The sequence below is a fragment of the Pseudomonas xanthosomatis genome, assembly GCF_019139835.1.
GTDB lineage: Bacteria > Pseudomonadota > Gammaproteobacteria > Pseudomonadales > Pseudomonadaceae > Aquipseudomonas > Aquipseudomonas fakonensis.
Genome location: NZ_CP077075.1, coordinates 5,475,792 through 5,493,927, shown reverse-complemented (window position 1 = coordinate 5,493,927; position 18,136 = coordinate 5,475,792). Strand labels below are relative to the sequence as shown.

The following is an 18,136-nucleotide window of genomic DNA, read 5'->3' as shown; positions in this document are numbered from 1 at the left end:
TGCCTTTTTAGAGCAAACGCTCCGTGTCGCCTGCGAACTTTCAAGCTAGTCGCTTTTAGCTGTTTGGCAAATTTTTCACAAAAAACCTTGGCGCCTGCCACAACGCCAACAGAAGTTGCGTATAAACCCAATGTGTTAGTTGGTCTTCATAGACATTCCCGTTATGAGTGCTATAGCTTTGATTACCTTGCCTGATATAAGCACGCTGTTACATTTATATGTTGTTGCCGGCAATACACACCAGCCAATGGAGGCGCGATGAGCGAACCCGGACAGAAGCTGCGCCTTGGTGCGTTGATCGCCCTGGTGGTCGGTTCGATGATCGGTGGCGGCATTTTCTCGCTGCCGCAGAACATGGCCGCTCGGGCCGATGTGGGCGCGGTGCTGATCGGCTGGGGCATCACCGCGGTGGGCATGCTGGCGCTGGCGTTCGTGTTCCAGACCCTGGCCAACCGCAAGCCCGAGCTGGATTCGGGGGTGTACGCCTACGCCAAGGCAGGCTTTGGCGACTACATGGGTTTCTCGTCGGCCTGGGGCTACTGGATCAGCGCCTGGCTGGGCAACGTCGGTTACTTCGTGTTGCTGTTCAGCACCCTGGGCTTTTACTTCCCCGCCTTCGGTGAGGGCAACACGCCGCTGGCCATCGGCTGCGCCTCGCTGCTGCTGTGGGCTGTGCACTTTCTGGTGCTGCGCGGCATCAAGGAGGCGGCGTTCATCAACCAGGTGACCACCGTGGCCAAGGTGGTGCCGCTGCTGATGTTCATCGTCATCGCCGCCTTTGCCTTTCGCGCCGACATCTTCACCCGGGACATCTGGGGCCTGAGCAACCCCAAGTTCGGCAGCGTGCTGGAGCAGGTGCGCAACATGATGCTGGTGACCGTGTTCGTGTTCATCGGCATCGAGGGCGCCAGCGTTTACTCGGGCCGGGCGCTGCACCGCTCGGACGTGGGCAAGGCCACGGTGGTGGGGTTTCTCGGGGTGCTGGCGTTGCTGGTGCTGGTCAACGTGCTGTCGCTGGGGGTGATGACCCAGCCGGAACTGGCTGGCCTGCAGAACCCGTCGCTGGCCTCGGTGCTGGAACATATCGTCGGGCCCTGGGGGGCGTTGCTGATCAGTATCGGGCTTGCGGTGTCGCTGCTCGGCGCGTTGCTGTCATGGGCCTTGCTGTGCGCCGAGATTCTCTTCGCCACCGCACGCGATCGCACCATGCCGCGTTTTCTGACCAGGGAGAACGCCAACCACGTGCCGGCCAATGCGCTGTGGTTGACCAACGTGATGATTCAGGGTTTCTTGCTGATCACGCTGTTCTCGGCGGGGACCTACACCAGCCTGATCTACCTGGCGTCGTCGATGATCCTGGTGCCGTACTTCTGGTCGGCAGCCTACGCGGTGCTGCTGGCGCTGCGCGGCGAAAGCTATGACGGCCAGCCCGGGCTGCGGCGCAAGGACCTGCTGGTGGCGGAGGTGGCGCTGCTTTATGCGATCTGGCTGCTGTATGCCGGCGGGCTCAAGTACGTACTGCTGTCGGCGCTGTTGTATGCGCCGGGGGTGGTGCTGTTCGCCCGGGCCAAGCATGAGCAGGGGCAGCGGCTGTTCACCGGGTGGGAGAAGCTGATCTTCGCCGGGGTGCTGGCAGGTGCAGGCGTGGCGGCCTATGCGCTGTATAGCGGGGTGTTGAGCCTGTGACGGCCCTGTCGCCGGCAAGGGGCGCGGTACCTTTAGGAGATCACCCAGCCCTTCGGGCTGCGCTGTCGTGCAGAGAACTGGTCTCGCAGATGCACCGCGGCCCCTGTGGGAAGCGGCCTTGCCGGGGCGCCGTCCGGTCGAGATGGGCTGCGCAGCAGCCCCGGCAATTTTGCATGAGGCCGATGCCTTGGGGCCGCTTCGCGCCCCATCTCGACCGGACGGCGCCCCGGCAAGGCCGCTTCCCACAGGGGCCGTGTTAAATCAATGAGTTGTAGTTTTTTCTATGAGCGCCGGTAGCTTCACCAGCGGGCTGAAGCCGAGCCTAATTCGCAAGCACCCCGCTCCCAGCCCATCACCGCCTCACCCACCTGCAACGGCCCCTTGAGCCGCCGCGCCGCGCCCCAGGGCGTGTGCTCGGTGAACGCGGCAATGTCCTGCGTCGACTCTGCCGCCAACGGCAAGTCTTCTTCGACCGTCCCCCGTTCGATCAGCAGTTTCGCCGTACGCGCCAAGGAAAACCTTGAGCGGCAAGCCTGCCCGCTGCGCAGCCGCTCACCCAACCCGCGTATCGCCTCGGCCGCCATCAGGTAGCCGGTGGCATGGTCCAGCGCCTGCACCGGCAGCGGCACGGGCTTTTCGGCCTGCTGCCAGCGCTTGCCGGCATGGGCGATGCCGCTGCTCATCTGCACCAGGCTGTCGAAGCCGCGCCGGTGCTGCCAGGGGCCGCTCCAGCCGTAGGCGTTCAGGCTGACATCGACCAGCCCGGGGTTGAGCTGGCGGCGTACTTCGCTACCAAGCCCCAGGCGTTCCAGGGCGTCGGCGCGGTAACCGTGCACCAGTACATCGGCCTCGCTGAGCAACTGGCGGAAGGTCGCCTGACCCTGGTCGCTGCGCAGGTCCAGGCGCGCGCAGCGCTTGCCCAGGGTTACCTCGGCGGCTACCGACGGCTCGTCCCAACCCGGTGGGTCGATGCGCAGCACCTCGGCGCCGAAAGCCGCCAGCAGGCGAGTGGCGATGGGCCCGGCAAGAATGCGCGTGAGGTCGAGTACCTTGGTGCCGGCCAGCGGCCGGGTTTCGCTGCCCTGCCAGGCCAGTGGCGGGGCGTTGAACGTTTCGCGCAGCACCAGCGGCTCGGCATTCACCGCCTGGCCTTGCGGGTGGTCGCACCAGTCAAGCCAGCTACGCATGCGCGCGGCGCAGCCGCCGGCGGCCACCACGGCGCTTTCCAGGGTATCGGCATCCCACTGCGCCACTTGCCTTGCGACGCTGTCGCGGCTGGCCTCGCAGGCCAGCACCTGCAAGGCTGCAGCGCGGTGGTGCGCGGCGTTGGTGTGCAGGCGGATCCAGCCGTCGCGGGCTTGATAATCACCGGCAATGGCATCCCACAATGGTGGCGGCTCCCAGCCCTGGGGGCGCAGGCTGCCGGCGAACCAGAACGAAGCCAGGCGGCGGTCTGTCTGCACCAGCGGGCAGCGGTCCAGTTGCCCTGCCAGCAGCTCGGCCAGGGCCAGGCCGCAGGCGCCAACGCTGGCGGCGGCAAGTTCGGTGACGGCGAACGCCGAGGGCAGGGCGCCAATGCCATGCCAGCGTACGGGAGTGGGGGTGAGGTTCAGGGAGTGGGCGATGGTGTCGAGCAACGGCTGCATGCAGGATCCTCCTTCGTGGATCCCATTTCAGTACATCTGCGGCACAGGTGCAAATTATTGCGCGACGGAACCCGGCGCGGTCGGCCGCTCGGGGCGCGACCAGATCCACAGGTTACCCAGGGCCATGCCGCCGATGGCCAGAAACACCGGCCAGTGGTGCTCGAGGAAGGTCAGCATCAGCCCTGCGCACAGCAGCATGCTGAGCGTGGCGCTGACTTTTGCCCGGCGCTGGATCACCTTGCCGTTGCGCCAGTTGTACAGAATCGGCCCGAACAAGCGGTGGTTCTCCAGCCACGCCGACAGCCGCGGCGAGCTGCGGGTGGCGGCCCAGGCAGCCAGCAGGATGAACTCGGTGGTCGGCAGCCCCGGTATGACGATGGCCACCAGGCCAATGCCCAGGCTGACATAGGCCAGGATCGCGTAGAGCAGGCGGGCAAGTTTGGAGCGGGCGATTCGGGTCATGATCTCACTGCAACGGTGCGGCCGCCCGCAGGCGGCCGGGTAAAGCGTGTCAGGCCAGTGCGGCATCGGCCGCGTAGGCCGCTTTGAGCAGTTCGGTGAAGCGCTCGAAGGCGGCGACCGCGCCGCGTTCGGCGGCGGCGTCTTCTTCGGCCGACAGCTGCAGGCTGTCGAGAATGCGGGTGAACTGCTTCCAGCCTTCGGCACGGCCACCGGCCGGCTCGCCGAGGTGGCGGGCGCCGAAGTTTTCGGACAGCTCCAGGGCCACGGCACGCTTGATCAAAAAGGCGGCGCCCAGTTTGGAGCCTTCGGAGACGAAGATCCAGCCCATGGCTTCACCCAGGCTTGGGTTTTGCAGTGCGCCGGCCACTGGTGCAGGCACTTCGGTGTCGAGGTCGGCCAGGTCCAGGCGCGCCTGTTCGGCGCGGCAGCGCTGGGCCAGGTCGGGGACGATGGCGATCAGTTGCGGGTCGGTGTACAGCGCCTGCAACTCGGACTGGAACAGGTACTGGGCAACCACGAAGCGGGCGAAGCTTTCGCGGCTGTCGAACGGCTTGTGCGACTTGACCAGGGCGTCCAGCTCGGTGTGCGGGGCGTGGGTCACCTGGTTTAGGCGCTGGGAGCGCAGGGCTGGGCGATCGGTCATTGGGCGGTCCTTGAGTAATGAGGGCGTCTAGTGACAAGACGAAGAAGGGGGCGCTGGGCAGTAAAAAAACACGTGTGCCGGTAAAAGATCGCGGGGCAAGCCCGCTTCCCACGGAGGCGTGGGAGCGGGCTTGCCCCGCGATGGTTTCAAACTGTAGGGGTCAGATATCCCACACCAGGTTGATGGCGAAGTTGCGCCCCGGCATGGTCAGGCGGTCGAGGTTGGCCGGTTGGGTGGCGCCAGCCTCACCGATAGCGTCGTAGCCGCGCACGTCATCCCACTGCCAGTACTTCTTGTCGGTCAGGTTGTACAGGCCGGCGTTGACGGTGATGTCGTCGGTCACCTTGTAGAAACCGGTCAGGTCGAGTACGCCGTAGCCGGGGGTCTTGAACTGGGTGCTGGTGCCGTCCGGGGCGAAGAATGTGGTGTCGTCGACGCGATTCTTGCGCTTGACCAGCGTCCAGCTCAACAGGCCGCCGTAGTTCGCTTGCTCGTAGCCAAGGCCGAGCACGGCGGTCAGCGGGTTGACGCTGTTCAGCGGCTGGCCGTTGTCGTCGTTGCGCCCATGGGCGTAGGCCAGCGAGCCTTGGGTATACAGGCCCTGCGGCGCACCGAAGTGGTCGAGGTTCAGACGGCCCTTGAACTCGGCCCCCTTGATGGTGGCGCGCTTGATGTTGTTGGCCTGGAAGGTCGAGGTCAGGTCGGCCGACTGCACGGCGTCTTCGTTGATGAAGTCGCGGTACTTGTTGTAGAACACGGCCACGTCGAAGCTGCCACTTTCGAAGTTGCCACGCAGGCCGGTTTCATAGCTCTTGCTCTTCTCCGGTTCCAGGCCTGGGTTGGGCTTGACGCTGTAGCCAACGGTCGAGTTCTCGAAGCGGCCGTACATGGATTTGGCGGTAGGCGTGCGGAAGCCCTCGGCGTACTGGCCGTACCAGGTGTAGTTGTCGTTGAAGGCATAGGTTACGCCGAGCTTGGGCGAAACGCGGTGCCAGGTTTTCGATGACTCGTCGATATCGTCCAGGTTGCCGCCGTTGGCCGCCGCGCCGCGCAGGAAGGCATCGGTGAATTTCGGGTCGAGCTTTGTGTAGTCGTAGCGGGCGCCTGGAAGGAAGGTCCAGTTGTTCCAGCGGATCTCGTCCTGCACGAACAGGCTGTAAGTGTCTATGGTCGGGTCGGGGAAGTCGCTGACCAGTGCCTGGCCGTCGGTGGGGCGGTTTGCACCCACGCTCGGGCAACCCATGCCGATCGCCAGGCAGGTGCCGGTACCGCTGCGGGTGCCGGTGACCTTCTCATGCTTGACAGTGGTGCCGTAGGTCAGCAGGTGATCGGTGCTGCCGATGCTGAACGCCTTGTCGAACTGGGCGTCGAGCACCCACTGGCGATCCTTGTAGGTGGTGTCGCGGGTGCGCAGCACGGTACGCACGAACGGCGAGTAGACGTCCTCGGTGTATTGGTCGGTCTTGGCGATCTGGTAGTTGAGGCTCCACTTCACGTGGTCGGCGACCAAGGATTCGAGGCCGAACTCGTGGTTGATGCCGAAGCGTTCGCGGGTGACCGTGTCGTTGCCACTGCGGGCCTTGTACATGCCTGCACCCACGCCATTGCCGAACGGTCCTCCGACCACACTCAGCAGGTTCTGGTCGCGATCATCCTTGTAGCGCTCGTAGGTCAGGCCCAGGCGGGCGTCGTCGGCATAGCTCCAGCCAAGCTTGGCCAGCACATTGGTGGTGCGCACATCCTCGGGGTTGGCCTGGGTGCGATTGAGGCCGGTGCCGCCGTGTTCGCCGTAGGACTCGGTCTCGTGGCCATTGCGCTGGCTCAGGTGCAGCAAACCGTCGAAGTCGCCATGGCGCCCGGCCACGGTGGCGGAGGTCAGCCAGCTTTCGTCGGCCGAGCTGTAGCCGGTCTTCAGGCGTGCGCCAACGTCCTTGCCGGGCTTGATGATGTCTTCGGGGTCGAGGGTGAAGTAGCTGACCGCGCCGCCGATGGCGTTGCTGCCGTACAGCACCGAGGCCGGGCCGCGCAGGATTTCGACGCGCTTGACCACCTCGGAGTCGACGTAGTTGCGTTGGGTCTGGGCAAACGGCCCGTAGAAGAAGCTGTCGGGAATCGACACGCCGTCGACCTGGGTGAGGATGCGCTCACCATCGATGCCGCGGATGTTGTAGCCGTTCAGGCCGCTGCGCTGGCCCACGCCGCCCACCGAAACACCCGGCTCGTAGCGCACCAGCTGCTTGATGTCGTTGACGTTCTGCCGGTCCAGTTGCTCGCGGGTCTGCACGCTGACCGTGCTCGGCACCTGGCTCACATCCTGGGCACTGCGGGTGGCGCTGACGGTCATCTGCTGCAGGGCGATGGCATTGCCGACCGCCTGGCGCTCCAGTACCACGTTGCCATTGCCGATCTTGCGGTAGCCAAGGCCGGTGCCTTGCAGCAGGCGCTGCAGGGCAGCTTCCGGTGCCAGCGAGCCCTGTACACCCGGCGAGGCGACGCCTTCGGCCAGCTCGGCGCTGAACCCTACCTGCCAGCCGGTGACCTGGCTGAAGGCGTTGATGGCTGCCACCAACGGCTGCTGGGCGATGGCGAAGCGGTAGTCGCCCATGCGCGGGCTGCTGGCCTGGGCCGGCTCTGCGGCCATGGCCGGCAGGCCGCAGGCACCGCTGGCGAGCAGCGCCAGGGTCAGCAGGGACAGCTGGCCACGACGGCGGGGTGAAGTGGACGGGCGGGTAGGACCTGAAAACATCGAAAGCGCTCCCTGTCGCGCAAGTTATAGGCGTTGGCTGTTCCCGGTTTCGAGGGTTTCGAACGAGAATCAATCGTATTGGCTATAACGAGACGGGCAGGCTGTGGTGATCGCGTAAAAAAACTTTGTGGTCAGTTGAGAATGACCAGCGCGGGGTATTCGTGCAGTTGTGCCGAAGTGATGTGGGCCAGGGCGCGCAGGGTTTCCAGCGGCTGGTCGAGGCGGTAGTTGCCGGTCACCGCCACCTGTTCGAGTTCGGCGTTGTGGCTGATGATCCAGCCGGGGTAGTAGCGCCGCACTTCGGCCAGTACCTGGCTAAGCGGGCAGTTCTCGAAGATCAGCCGGCCATCGACCCAGGCCAGGTCCTGGCGCATGTCGGGGCGCTGGCGTGGGCCGAAGCCGGCCGGGCCGACGCTGATGCTCTCGCCTGCGCTCAGGCGAATGCGCTGGTCGGCGCTGCCCTGCAGGTCGACATCGCCGCGCTGTACCCGCAACTGCGCCTCGCCGTCCAGGTAACGCACGGCAAAGTCGGTGTCGCGCACGCTGGCGCGCAGCGGGCCGGCTTGCACCTCAAGCGGCGGCTGGCCCTGGCCGGCCACCTCGAAGTACGCCTCGCCCTGCAGTAGCCGGGCTACCGGGTGGCCGTCGCGCACCTCGCTGGCAAAGGCCGAGTTGGTGTTCAGCAGCACCTTGGCGCCGTTGTCCAGTTGCAGGCGCTGACGCTCGCCGACCACGGTGAGGTGGTCGGCCTGCAGGCGTACCGGCAGGTTGCCGAAGCTGAACAAGCCCACCAGCAGCACGGCGGCCGTGGCCAGGGGCTTCCAGTGGCTGCGCAGGCGCCCGCCGAGGGAGCGCTTGCGTTGCTTGTGCAACACGCCTGCGGCCTGGCGCAGCGGGGTGCCGTTCCACAGCGCCTCGGCCTCCACGTAGGCTTCGGCGTTTTCCGGCTCGGCGCCGAGCCAGTGCTCGAAGGCTTCGGTGTCTTCGGCGCTGGCGCACTGCAGGCGGATCAGCCAGTCCATCGCCTCGCTGCGGGCACGGGCGCGGGCGTCAGGCTCGGCGGGTGTCGGGCAATCGGAGGGCTGGTCGGTCACGGTGGGTCCTAGGGGGCAGCTTGTGTTGCGCATGATCCGTGCAGGCCCGGCGCATGGCAAGGCCTTTGCGTGCGGGCGCGGCGAGCGGTCGCGTCACTGGTGACGGTCGGCCACGCCCATGCAGATGGCCATGATCAATTTCAATTCCTTTTGTACCGTGCTGGCCGAAACCTTCAGTTTTTCGGCGATTTCCAGGTAGCTGGCGCCGTGCAGGCGGCTCTGGATGAAAATCTGCTGCTGGCGCTCGGTAAGCTGGCCGAGGCTGATGCTCAGGTGCTTGAGCAACTGTTCGGCCTGGGCTGCGTCCTCGCTGCTGCCCACCGGGGCGGCGACGTTGTGCAGCACTTGCTCGGGCACGTCTTCCAGCAGCATGCGCGCCTGCACCCGGCGGGCGCGCAGGTGGTCCAGGGCAAGGTTGCGGGCGGTCTGGAACACGAAGGGCTCCAGGTGCTCGATGGGCCGCTCGCCCAGCGCACGGGTGACCCGCAGGTAGGTTTCCTGAAGCAGGTCCTCGGCGGTGCTCGGGTTGCCGACCATGCGCTGCAGCGTGCGCAGCAGGCTGATGCGCTGGTTGAGGAAGACTGAATTGAACCGGGACTGACTCACGGGGGGACCTGGCCGCTTGAGGGTGAATGATAATGCTTATCATCCATGTGGCGGGTCAAGGGTAAAAATGTCACGAATGGGTAAAGAGGGGAGAATGCGGCCTGTGTAGGAGCGGCCTTGCCGGTCCGGCGCCCCGGCAAGGCCGCTCCTACAGGGATCGTGAAAGGCCTGCAGGTCACTTGGCCCTGAACAACGCCAGGCAGTTGTCCAGCATGCGGTTGGAGAAGCCCCATTCGTTGTCGTACCAGGCCAGCACCTTGAGCATGCGCCCGTTGGCGCGGGTGTGGCTGGCGTCGAAAATCGACGACAGCGGGTTGTGGTTGAAGTCGCACGACACCAGCGGCAGGGTGTTGTAACCCAGCACGCGGGAGTGGCGGCTGGCTTCGAGGAACACCTGGTTGACCTCCTCTGCCGTGGCCTCGCGCTTGAGGTTCACCGTGAGGTCCACCAGCGACACGTTGATCACCGGCACCCGCACCGCCATGCCGGTGAGCTTGCCGGCCAGCTCCGGCAGTACCAGGCCCACGGCTTCGGCGGCGCCGGTCTTGCTCGGGATCATCGACTGGGTGGCCGAGCGGGCGCGGTAGGGGTCGCCGTGGTAGACGTCGGTGAGCACCTGGTCGTTGGTGTAGGCGTGGATGGTGGTCATCAGGCCCTGCTCGATGCCGAACTCGCGGTGCAGCACCTGGGCCACCGGGGCCAGGCAGTTGGTGGTGCACGAGGCGTTGGAGATGACCTGGTGCGAGGCGCGCAGCACGTCGTGGTTGACCCCGTACACCACGGTGGCGTCGGCGCCTTTGGCCGGGGCGCTGACGATCACCTTGCCGGCGCCGGCGGTGATGTGCGCGGCAGCCTTGGCGCGCTCGGTGAACAGGCCGGTGCATTCGAACACCACGTCGATGGCCAGGGCTTTCCAGGGCAGCTCTGCCGGGTTGCGGATGGCGCTGACCGCAATCCGGTCACCGTTGACGGTGAGGCTTTCGTGGTCGGCCTCAACCGTTGCATCGAAAATGCCGTGGACGCTGTCGTACTTGAGCAGGTGGGCGTTCATCGCGCTGTCGCCCAGGTCGTTGATGGCGACGACCTGCAGGTCCTGGCGATAACCGTGGGTGTAGAGTGCGCGCAGGACATTGCGCCCGATGCGGCCGAATCCGTTGATGGCGATGCGAAGGGTCATGGCGTTACCTCTGGCAGTCGGGTGAAGCCTGTGGCAAAAAGAGCAGCTTCACTGAAACGGTTTTGTTATTGGAATTACAAGATTATTCACTGGCAGATAGAAAACAAGCCTTTTTAGTGGCAGTATTTTGTTAAATCTACAACGAGTGGTCGGGAAGCCGCTCCACGCTTGCGCCAGCAGTGCCTTACCAGAGCCTAGGCCGCAATCGTTTGGAGGGACAATGCCCGGTGAAGCCGCCCCTATTAGCCTGGAGTCGATACATGCACCCGCGCATCCTTGAGGTCACCGAACGGCTGATCGCCCGTAGCCGCCGCACCCGTGAACGCTACCTTGAGCTGATCCGCGGCGCGGCCAGTGACGGCCCCATGCGCGCCAGCCTGCAATGCGCCAACTTCGCCCACGGCGTGGCCGGCTGCGGTGGCGACGACAAGCAGACCCTGCGCCTGATGAACGCGGCCAACGTGGCCATCGTCTCGGCCTACAACGACATGCTCTCGGCGCACCAGCCGTACCAGCACTTCCCCGAACAGATCAAACAGGCCCTGCGCGAGGTCGGCTCGGTGGGCCAGTTCGCCGGCGGCGTGCCGGCCATGTGCGATGGCGTCACCCAAGGCGAGCCGGGCATGGAGCTGGCCATCGCCAGCCGCGAAGTGATCGCCATGTCCACGGCGGTGGCGCTGTCGCACAACATGTTCGACGCGGCCCTGATGCTGGGCATCTGCGACAAGATCGTCCCGGGGCTGATGATGGGCGCACTGCGCTTTGGCCACCTGCCGACCATTTTCGTACCCGGCGGGCCGATGGTTTCGGGCATCTCCAACAAAGAAAAGGCCGACGTGCGCCAGCGCTACGCCGAGGGCAAGGCCACCCGCGAGCAGCTGCTCGAATCGGAGATGAAGAGCTACCACAGCCCCGGCACCTGCACTTTCTACGGCACTGCCAACACCAACCAGCTGGTGATGGAAGTGATGGGTTTGCACCTGCCAGGCGCCTCGTTCGTCAACCCCTACACCCCGCTGCGCGATGCGCTCACCGCCGAGGCCGCGCGCCAGGTCACGCGCATGACCAAGGCCAGCGGCAACTTCATGCCGATCGGCGAGATCGTCGACGAAAAGGCGCTGGTCAACTCCATCGTCGCCCTGCACTCCACCGGTGGCTCGACCAACCACACCCTGCACATCCCGGCCATCGCCCAGGCTGCGGGCATTCAGCTCACCTGGCAGGACATGGCCGACCTTTCCGAAGTAGTGCCGACGCTGTCGCACGTGTACCCAAACGGCAAGGCCGACATCAACCACTTCCAGGCCTCCGGCGGCATGGCTTTTCTGATCCGCGAACTGCTCGATGCCGGGTTGCTGCACGAGGACGTCAATACCGTGGCCGGCCACGGCCTGCGCCGTTATACCCAGGAGCCGTTCCTTGAGGACGGCCAGCTGGTGTGGCGCGAAGGCCCGACGCAGAGCCTCGACGAAAGCATCTTGCGCCCGGTGGCGCGGCCGTTCTCCGCCGAAGGCGGGCTGCGGGTGATGGAGGGCAACCTGGGCCGCGGGGTGATGAAGGTTTCTGCCGTGGCCCCCGAGCACCAGGTGGTGGAGGCCCCGGCCCGGGTGTTCCATGACCAGCAGTCGCTGGCCGACGCGTTCAAGGCTGGCGAGCTTGAGTGCGATTTCGTCGCCGTGGTGCGCTTCCAGGGCCCGCGCTGCAACGGCATGCCCGAGTTGCACAAGCTCACGCCGTTCCTCGGTGTGCTGCAGGACCGCGGCTTCAAGGTGGCGCTGGTCACTGACGGGCGCATGTCTGGCGCCTCGGGCAAGATCCCGGCGGCCATCCACGTGTGCCCCGAGGCGTTCGACGGCGGCCCGCTGGCGCGGGTGCGCGATGGTGATATGGTGCGGGTCGATGGTGTCGAAGGCACGCTGCGGGTGATGGTGTCGGCCGAGGAACTGGCCAGCCGTGACCTGCCCGAAGCCCCCAAAGGCAACGACCTGGGCTGCGGGCGCGAGCTGTTCGGCTTCATGCGTATGGCGTTCAGCCCGGCGGAGAAGGGCGCGAGCGCCTTCACCTCGGCGCTGGAGACCCTTGAATGAAGGCTTTGCTGGTGGGTGACATCGGCGGTACCAACGCACGTTTCGCCCTGTGGCGGGACAACCGGCTGGAGGCGGTACAGGTGTTCGCCACCGCCGACTACACCAGCCCCGAGCAGGCCATCGAGGCTTATCTGGCTGACCAGCACATCGCCCGTGGCGGGCTGGCAGCGGTGTGCCTGGCGGTGGCCGGGCCTGTGGACGGCGACGAATTCCGCTTCACCAACAACCACTGGCGCCTCAGCCGCACGGCGTTCTGCCAGGCGCTGCAGGTGGAGCGCCTGCTGCTGGTCAACGACTTCACCGCCATGGCCCTGGGCATGACCCGCCTGCAGGACGGCGAGTACCGTGAGGTCTGCCCCGGCAAGGCCGACCCTGCACGCCCGGCGCTGGTGATCGGCCCGGGTACTGGCCTGGGCGTCGGCAGCCTGCTGCGCCTGGGCGAGCAGCACTGGATGGCATTGCCGGGGGAGGGCGGGCATGTCGACCTGCCGGTGGGCAACGCCCGCGAGGCGGCGATCCATCAGGAAATTCACCGTCAGATCGGCCATGTCAGCGCCGAGACCGTGCTCAGCGGTGGCGGGCTGGTGCGGCTTTACCAGGCCATCTGCGCACTGGATGGTGATACCCCCAAGCACAAGACCCCGGCGCAGATCACCGATGCGGCCCTGGCCAACGAGCCCCGGGCGTTGGCCGTGGTCGAGCAGTTCTGCCGCTTCCTCGGCCGGGTGGCGGGCAACAACGTGCTCACCCTTGGCGCCCGTGGCGGTGTATACATCGTCGGCGGGGTGATCCCGCGTTTTGCCGAGCTGTTCCTGCGCAGTGGTTTTGCGGCAAGCTTCGCCGACAAGGGCTGCATGAGCGGCTACTTCGCCGGCGTGCCGGTGTGGCTGGTGACGGCCGAGTTTTCCGGGTTGCTGGGGGCCGGGGTGGCGCTGCAGCAGGCGTTGGATCATTGAATTTTGGGGCCGCTTTGCGGCCCTTTCGCGGCGCAAGGGCTGCAAAGCAGCCCTCAACAGCAGGCACAAAGACCTGCGTTTACCAGAGGACGGACCATTGTGAGCACTGCCGGCAAATCGATCCTGATGGTCGACGACGACCAGGACATCCGCGAACTGCTGCAAACCTACCTCAGCCGCGCAGGCTTGCAGGTACATGCCGAACCCGACGGCCAGGGCTTTCGCCGGGCGCTGGACGCCGGCAGCTACGACCTGGTGATCCTCGATGTGATGCTGCCCGACGAGGACGGCTTCAGCCTGTGCCGCTGGGTGCGCCAGCACCCGCGCCTGGCCCAGGTGCCGATCATCATGCTCACCGCAAGCTCCGACGAGGCCGACCGGGTCATCGGCCTGGAGCTGGGCGCTGATGACTACCTGGGCAAACCCTTCAGCCCGCGCGAACTGCAGGCGCGGATCAAGGCCCTGCTGCGCCGCGCCGACTTTGGCCAGGCGATACCGGCCAGCGCCGTGCTGGCCTTCGACGACTGGCGCCTCGACACGGTCAGCCACCGCCTGTTCCACCGCGACGGCGAGGAGGTGATCTTGTCTGGCGCCGACTTTGCCCTGCTCAAGCTGTTCCTCGACAACCCGCAACAGATTCTCGACCGCGACACCATCGGCAACGCCACCCGTGGGCGCGAGCCGATGCCCCTGGACCGCATCGTCGACATGGCGGTCAGCCGCCTGCGCCAGCGCCTGCGCGACACCGACAAGCCGCCGCGGCTGATCCGCACCGTACGCGGCAGCGGCTACCTGCTGGCGGCCCATGTCTGCCCTGCCTAGCGAGCGCCGCTGGCGCCTGCTGCCGCGCTCGTTGCTGGGGCGCATGCTGCTGCTCACCTTGCTGGTGGTGGTGCTGGCCCAGGGCTTGTCGAGCGTGATCTGGGTGGCGCAGCTGCGCGCCAGCCAGTTGCAGGGCCTGCGTGCCAGCGCCGGCAGCCTGGCCCATTCGATGAGTGCCAGCGTCAGCTACTTTCGCTCGTTGCCGGTGGCCTATCGGCCAATGGTGCTGGACCAGCTGCGCAGCATGGGCGGCACGCGCTTTTTCGTCTCGCTCAACGTCAAACCGCTGGACATGCCGGTGCTGCCCATCACCCCGCGCAAGCAGGCGGTGATCGATGTGTTCCAGCAGGTGCTGCACGAGCGCCTGGGCGCGCAGATGGACATTTCGGTGGAGTTCGTCAGCCCCGACGATTTGCGCATTTTCAACAGCGGCCTGAAGCTTGATGAGCTGCCGCGTTCGTGGGCGCACTATTCGCTGACCCTTGAGCCGCTGAACCCGCCGGTGCTGGTGACGCAGATCCGCCTGGGCGAGGGCGAGTGGCTGTACATCGCCTCGCTGCTGCCCGAGCCCTACACCAGCCTTGAGGCCGAGCGCCTGCCGCGCCAGCAGATCGGCTTCATCGCCCTGACCACCGCCATGCTGCTGGTGTTCATCGGCCTTTTGGTGCACTGGCAGAGCCGGCCGCTCAAGCGCCTGGCACGTGCGGCGCGGGACATGTCGCTGGGCGCTGATGTGGCGCCGTTGACCGAAGGCGGCGGCAGCGAAGTGGTGGAGGTAGGCCGGGCGTTCAACAGCATGCGCGAGCGCATCAGCCGCTACCTCACCGAACGCGCCCAGTTGTTCAGTGCGGTGTCCCACGACCTGCGCACCCCCATCACACGCCTGCGCCTGCGGGTCGAACTGCTGGAAGACGAGGCGCTGCAGGGCAAATTCACCCGCGACCTCGACGAGCTGGAGCTGCTGGTCAAGGGCGCGCTGCAGTGCGTGAAAGACACCGACATCCACGAGAACATCGAGCCGATCGACCTCAACCAAGTGCTGGAGATGCTTGCCGAGCCTTACCTGGGTGATGGCCGCATCACCCTCGAGGGCTGCGCGCTGGCGCCCTACCCGGGCAAGTCGCTGGCCCTGCGCCGCTGCATCGGCAACCTGATCGACAACGCCATCAAGTACGGCGAGCGGGCGCACCTGCGCATCATTGACAGCGCCGAGAGCTTTGTGCTGCAAGTGGACGACCAAGGCCCCGGGGTGCCGGAGCAGCGCCTGGAGCAGGTGTTCGAACCGCATTTTCGCCTGGCCGGGCAGCAGCAGGGGTATGGGTTGGGGCTGGGCATCGCGCGCAACATCGCCCATAGCCATGGCGGCGAGGTGAGTTTGCTCAACCTGCGTGAAGGCGGGTTGCGGGTAACCCTGTACCTGCCGCGCAGTACCGATTGACGCCATCGCGGGGCAAGCCCTGATTGTCACCACCCGGTGACATTCCCGCCGGCCTTCGTGACATCCCAGCCAGGACGGCTGGCTAGAATCGCCTGACAACAACAAGGACGACCACGCCCATGACCCACCGCTGGCTCGATTCCCCCACGCACCACGCCTGGCTTACAGGTGAAGCCCTGCGCCTGCTCGACTTCGCCCGCGCCGCGCGCCTGCCACAAGGCTTCGGCAACCTCGACGACGCCGGCCGCCTGCCCCGTGGCGCACTCGCCGAAACCATGAACACCGCCCGCATGACCCACAGCTTTGCCCTGGCTCACCTGCAAGGTGTGCCCGGTTGCAAGGGGCTGGTGGAGCACGGTGTCGCCGCCCTGCAGAGCCCTCTGCGTGATGCGCAGCATGGCGGCTGGTTCGCCCACGCCGAAGGCCATGGCGGCGCTGACAAGGCGGCCTACCTGCATGCCTTCGTTGCCCTGGCGGCAAGCTCGGCGGTGGTCGCCGGGGTGGTCGAGGCGCAGGCGCTGCTGCGCGAGGCCTGCGAGGTGATCGAACGGCGTTTTTGGAGCGAAGAGGAGGGCGCCTTGTTGGAGTCGTTCAGCCGCGACTGGCAGCAGGCCGAGGCTTACCGGGGTGCCAACAGCAACATGCACGGTGTCGAGGCATTCCTGGCCCTGGCCGATGTCACCGGCGACACCCGCTGGTTGCAGCGCGCGTTGCGCATGGTGCAGCGCTTGATCCTGGTGCAGGCGGCTGGCGACGGTTACCGCGTGACCGAGCATTTCGATGCGCATTGGCAGCCTTTGCCCGATTACAACCGCGACAACCCCGCTGACGGTTTCCGCCCCTACGGCACCACCCCCGGCCATGCTTACGAGTGGGCCCGCTTGCTGCTGCACCTGGAGGCTGCGTTGAAGCGCGCCGGGCTGCCAGCGCCAGACGCCTTGCTGATTGGCGCGTGCGGGCTGTTCGACAGCGCCTGCCGACACGCCTGGCACGCCGACGGTGCGCCGGGGCTGGTGTACACCCTCGACTGGCAAAACCGCCCCGTGGTGCGCGAGCGCCTGCACTGGGTGCATGCCGAGGCCAGCGCCACCGCCGCAGCCCTGTTGCAACGTACCGGCGACGCCCAGTACGAGCACTGGTATCGCTGTTTCTGGGGCTTCATTGCCGAGCATTTCATCGACCGCAGCCACGGCAGTTGGCACCACGAGCTCGACCCCGACAACCTGCCCGGCGCACGCATCTGGGGCGGCAAGCCGGACCTCTATCACGCCCTGCAGGCCCTGTTGCTGCCACGTCTGCCGCTGGCGCCCAGTTTGGCCAGCGCCCTGGCTTTGTAACCAAGTGATGACATTCGCGCATCCGTTCGTTACCTGACGGGCTGCGCGGCGTACTTAAACTCCAGTGCAATGCAAGCGACAGTCTTGCCACGCATAACAACAAGAAAGGTACTCCCATGCATTCGACGCTTCGTCTGGCCGCCGCAATTTCCCTCGCCTCCCTGTGCTCGCTCAGCGCCCATGCCGCCGATTCCAAAGGCAGCGTGGAAGTGGTCCATTGGTGGACGTCCGGTGGCGAAAAGGCTGCGGTGGATGTGCTCAAGGCCCAGGTCGAGAAAGACGGTTTCACCTGGAAGGACGGTGCCGTGGCCGGCGGCGGTGGCGCCACCGCCATGACCGTACTGAAAAGCCGCGCGGTGGCCGGCAACCCGCCAGCGGTCGCGCAGATCAAGGGGCCGGACATTCAGGACTGGGCGGCCACCGGCCTGCTCGACCCCGACGTGCTCAAGGACGTGGCCAAGCAGGAAAAATGGGACAGCCTGCTGGACAAGAAAGTCGCCGACACCGTCAAGTACGAGGGCGACTACGTGGCCGTGCCGGTGAACATCCACCGCATCAACTGGCTGTGGATCAACCCAGAGGTATTCAAGAAGGCCGGCATCGCCCAGGCGCCGACCACCCTCGAAGAGTTCTACGCCGCCGCCGACAAGCTCAAGGCCGCAGGCTTCATCCCGCTGGCCCATGGCGGCCAGCCGTGGCAGGACAGCACCGTGTTCGAAAGCGTGGTGCTGTCGGTGATGGGTACCGAGGGCTACAAGAAGGCCCTGGTCGACCTCGATGAAAAGGCCCTGACCGGCCCCGAGATGGTCAAGGCTTTGACCGAGCTGAAGAAGGTCGCCACCTACATGGACCCGGACGGCAAGGGCCAGGACTGGAACCTGGAAGCGGCCAAGGTCATCAACGGCAAGGCCGGCATGCAGATCATGGGCGACTGGGCCAAGAGCGAATGGACCCTGGCCAGGAAAACCGCCGGCAAGGACTACCAGTGCGTGCCGTTCCCGGGCACCGAAAAGGGCTTTTTGTACAACATCGACTCGCTGGTGGTGTTCAAGCAAAAAGACCAAGGCACCGCCGCCGGCCAGCAGGACATCGCCCGCAAGGTGCTGGGTGAGGACTTCCAGAAGGTGTTCAGCACCAACAAGGGCTCGATCCCGGTGCGCAACGACATGCTTGCCGACATGGGCAAGTACGGCTTCGACGCCTGCGCCCAGACGGCGGCCAAGGACTTCCTGGCAGACGCCAAAAACGGTGGTCTGCAGCCAAGCATGGCGCACAACATGGCCACCAGCCTGGCGGTGCAGGGGGCGTTCTTCGATGTGGTGACCAACTACATCAACGACCCCAAGGCAGAGCCTGCCGATGCCGCCAAGAAGCTCGCCGCAGCGATCAACGCCGCCAAGTAGTCGCTGGCGAGCCCCTGTGGGAGCGGGTGAACC

General features: G+C 65.9%; 14 protein-coding genes. 7 read left to right on the top strand and 7 right to left on the bottom strand.

The genetic code is table 11. The annotated features are described in order from the left end of the window. Positions 1-258 precede the first annotated feature (258 nt). On the top strand, positions 259-1,686 hold the full coding sequence (arcD, locus tag KSS93_RS24255; protein ID WP_217886313.1) for an arginine-ornithine antiporter: 1,428 nt from the start codon (positions 259-261) through the stop codon (positions 1,684-1,686). A 299-nt stretch (positions 1,687-1,985) separates the two neighbouring features. Here the strand turns inward: arcD and KSS93_RS24250 are convergent, their stop codons facing one another. The 7 genes from KSS93_RS24250 to gap all read right to left on the bottom strand — a co-directional run bounded on the left by KSS93_RS24250 (position 1,986) and on the right by gap (position 10,060). Next, positions 1,986-3,332, bottom strand: a complete 1,347-nt coding sequence (locus KSS93_RS24250) for a CoA transferase (RefSeq protein WP_217886312.1) — start codon at positions 3,330-3,332, stop codon at positions 1,986-1,988. Positions 3,333-3,386: 54 nt separating this feature from the next. Beyond that, positions 3,387-3,794 (bottom strand): YbaN family protein, encoded by a 408-nt coding sequence (locus tag KSS93_RS24245; RefSeq protein ID WP_217840110.1) that lies wholly within the window; start codon positions 3,792-3,794, stop codon positions 3,387-3,389. Between the two features lie 49 nt (positions 3,795-3,843). Continuing rightward, the gene (locus KSS93_RS24240; RefSeq protein WP_217886311.1) at positions 3,844-4,437 is read right to left on the bottom strand and encodes a biliverdin-producing heme oxygenase; all 594 of its coding nucleotides are present in this window, start codon (positions 4,435-4,437) and stop codon (positions 3,844-3,846) included. 160 nt (positions 4,438-4,597) lie between these two features. After that, the gene (locus tag KSS93_RS24235) at positions 4,598-7,183 is read right to left on the bottom strand and encodes a TonB-dependent receptor (protein ID WP_217886310.1); all 2,586 of its coding nucleotides are present in this window, start codon (positions 7,181-7,183) and stop codon (positions 4,598-4,600) included. Between the two features lie 131 nt (positions 7,184-7,314). After that, positions 7,315-8,310: a FecR family protein gene (locus KSS93_RS24230; protein WP_437182068.1), complete on the bottom strand. Its 996-nt coding sequence runs from the start codon at positions 8,308-8,310 to the stop codon at positions 7,315-7,317. Between the two features lie 60 nt (positions 8,311-8,370). Further along, positions 8,371-8,883, bottom strand: a complete 513-nt coding sequence (locus tag KSS93_RS24225) for an RNA polymerase sigma factor (RefSeq protein ID WP_217886308.1) — start codon at positions 8,881-8,883, stop codon at positions 8,371-8,373. A 175-nt stretch (positions 8,884-9,058) separates the two neighbouring features. Further along, positions 9,059-10,060, bottom strand: coding sequence for a type I glyceraldehyde-3-phosphate dehydrogenase (gap, locus tag KSS93_RS24220; RefSeq protein ID WP_217886307.1), 1,002 nt, complete (start codon positions 10,058-10,060; stop codon positions 9,059-9,061). Positions 10,061-10,320: 260 nt separating this feature from the next. Between gap and edd the strand changes: the two genes are divergently transcribed. The 6 genes from edd to KSS93_RS24190 all read left to right on the top strand — a co-directional run bounded on the left by edd (position 10,321) and on the right by KSS93_RS24190 (position 18,103). Next, positions 10,321-12,147: a phosphogluconate dehydratase gene (gene edd / locus KSS93_RS24215; RefSeq protein ID WP_217886306.1), complete on the top strand. Its 1,827-nt coding sequence runs from the start codon at positions 10,321-10,323 to the stop codon at positions 12,145-12,147. Next, the gene (locus KSS93_RS24210; RefSeq protein ID WP_217886305.1) at positions 12,144-13,103 is read left to right on the top strand and encodes a glucokinase; all 960 of its coding nucleotides are present in this window, start codon (positions 12,144-12,146) and stop codon (positions 13,101-13,103) included. Before edd ends, KSS93_RS24210 begins: the two co-directional genes overlap by 4 nt. Before the next feature lie 99 nt (positions 13,104-13,202). Continuing rightward, positions 13,203-13,925, top strand: coding sequence for a response regulator (locus tag KSS93_RS24205; protein WP_217886304.1), 723 nt, complete (start codon positions 13,203-13,205; stop codon positions 13,923-13,925). After that, positions 13,909-15,363: an ATP-binding protein gene (locus tag KSS93_RS24200; RefSeq protein WP_217886303.1), complete on the top strand. Its 1,455-nt coding sequence runs from the start codon at positions 13,909-13,911 to the stop codon at positions 15,361-15,363. Before KSS93_RS24205 ends, KSS93_RS24200 begins: the two co-directional genes overlap by 17 nt. 119 nt (positions 15,364-15,482) lie before the next feature. Beyond that, positions 15,483-16,700, top strand: a complete 1,218-nt coding sequence (locus KSS93_RS24195; RefSeq protein ID WP_217886302.1) for a D-mannose isomerase — start codon at positions 15,483-15,485, stop codon at positions 16,698-16,700. 116 nt (positions 16,701-16,816) lie between these two features. Then, a complete protein-coding gene (locus tag KSS93_RS24190; protein WP_217886301.1) occupies positions 16,817-18,103 on the top strand; it encodes an ABC transporter substrate-binding protein in 1,287 nt (428 codons plus the stop codon). The last annotated feature ends 33 nt before the right edge of the window (positions 18,104-18,136 follow it).

Bases quoted from the DNA above. Each gene is read 5' to 3' on its own strand.
- KSS93_RS24235 (WP_217886310.1), bottom strand. From the start codon at position 7,183: ATGTTTTCAGGTCCTACCCGCCCGTCCACTTCACCCCGCCGTCGTGGC.
- KSS93_RS24245 (WP_217840110.1), bottom strand. From the start codon at position 3,794: ATGACCCGAATCGCCCGCTCCAAACTTGCCCGCCTGCTCTACGCGATC.
- gap (WP_217886307.1), bottom strand. From the start codon at position 10,060: ATGACCCTTCGCATCGCCATCAACGGATTCGGCCGCATCGGGCGCAAT.
- KSS93_RS24195 (WP_217886302.1), top strand. From the start codon at position 15,483: ATGACCCACCGCTGGCTCGATTCCCCCACGCACCACGCCTGGCTTACA.
- KSS93_RS24210 (WP_217886305.1), top strand. From the start codon at position 12,144: ATGAAGGCTTTGCTGGTGGGTGACATCGGCGGTACCAACGCACGTTTC.
- KSS93_RS24230 (WP_437182068.1), bottom strand. From the start codon at position 8,310: ATGCGCAACACAAGCTGCCCCCTAGGACCCACCGTGACCGACCAGCCC.
- KSS93_RS24190 (WP_217886301.1), top strand. From the start codon at position 16,817: ATGCATTCGACGCTTCGTCTGGCCGCCGCAATTTCCCTCGCCTCCCTG.
- KSS93_RS24250 (WP_217886312.1), bottom strand. From the start codon at position 3,332: ATGCAGCCGTTGCTCGACACCATCGCCCACTCCCTGAACCTCACCCCC.
- KSS93_RS24240 (WP_217886311.1), bottom strand. From the start codon at position 4,437: ATGACCGATCGCCCAGCCCTGCGCTCCCAGCGCCTAAACCAGGTGACC.
- edd (WP_217886306.1), top strand. From the start codon at position 10,321: ATGCACCCGCGCATCCTTGAGGTCACCGAACGGCTGATCGCCCGTAGC.
- arcD (WP_217886313.1), top strand. From the start codon at position 259: ATGAGCGAACCCGGACAGAAGCTGCGCCTTGGTGCGTTGATCGCCCTG.
- KSS93_RS24200 (WP_217886303.1), top strand. From the start codon at position 13,909: ATGTCTGCCCTGCCTAGCGAGCGCCGCTGGCGCCTGCTGCCGCGCTCG.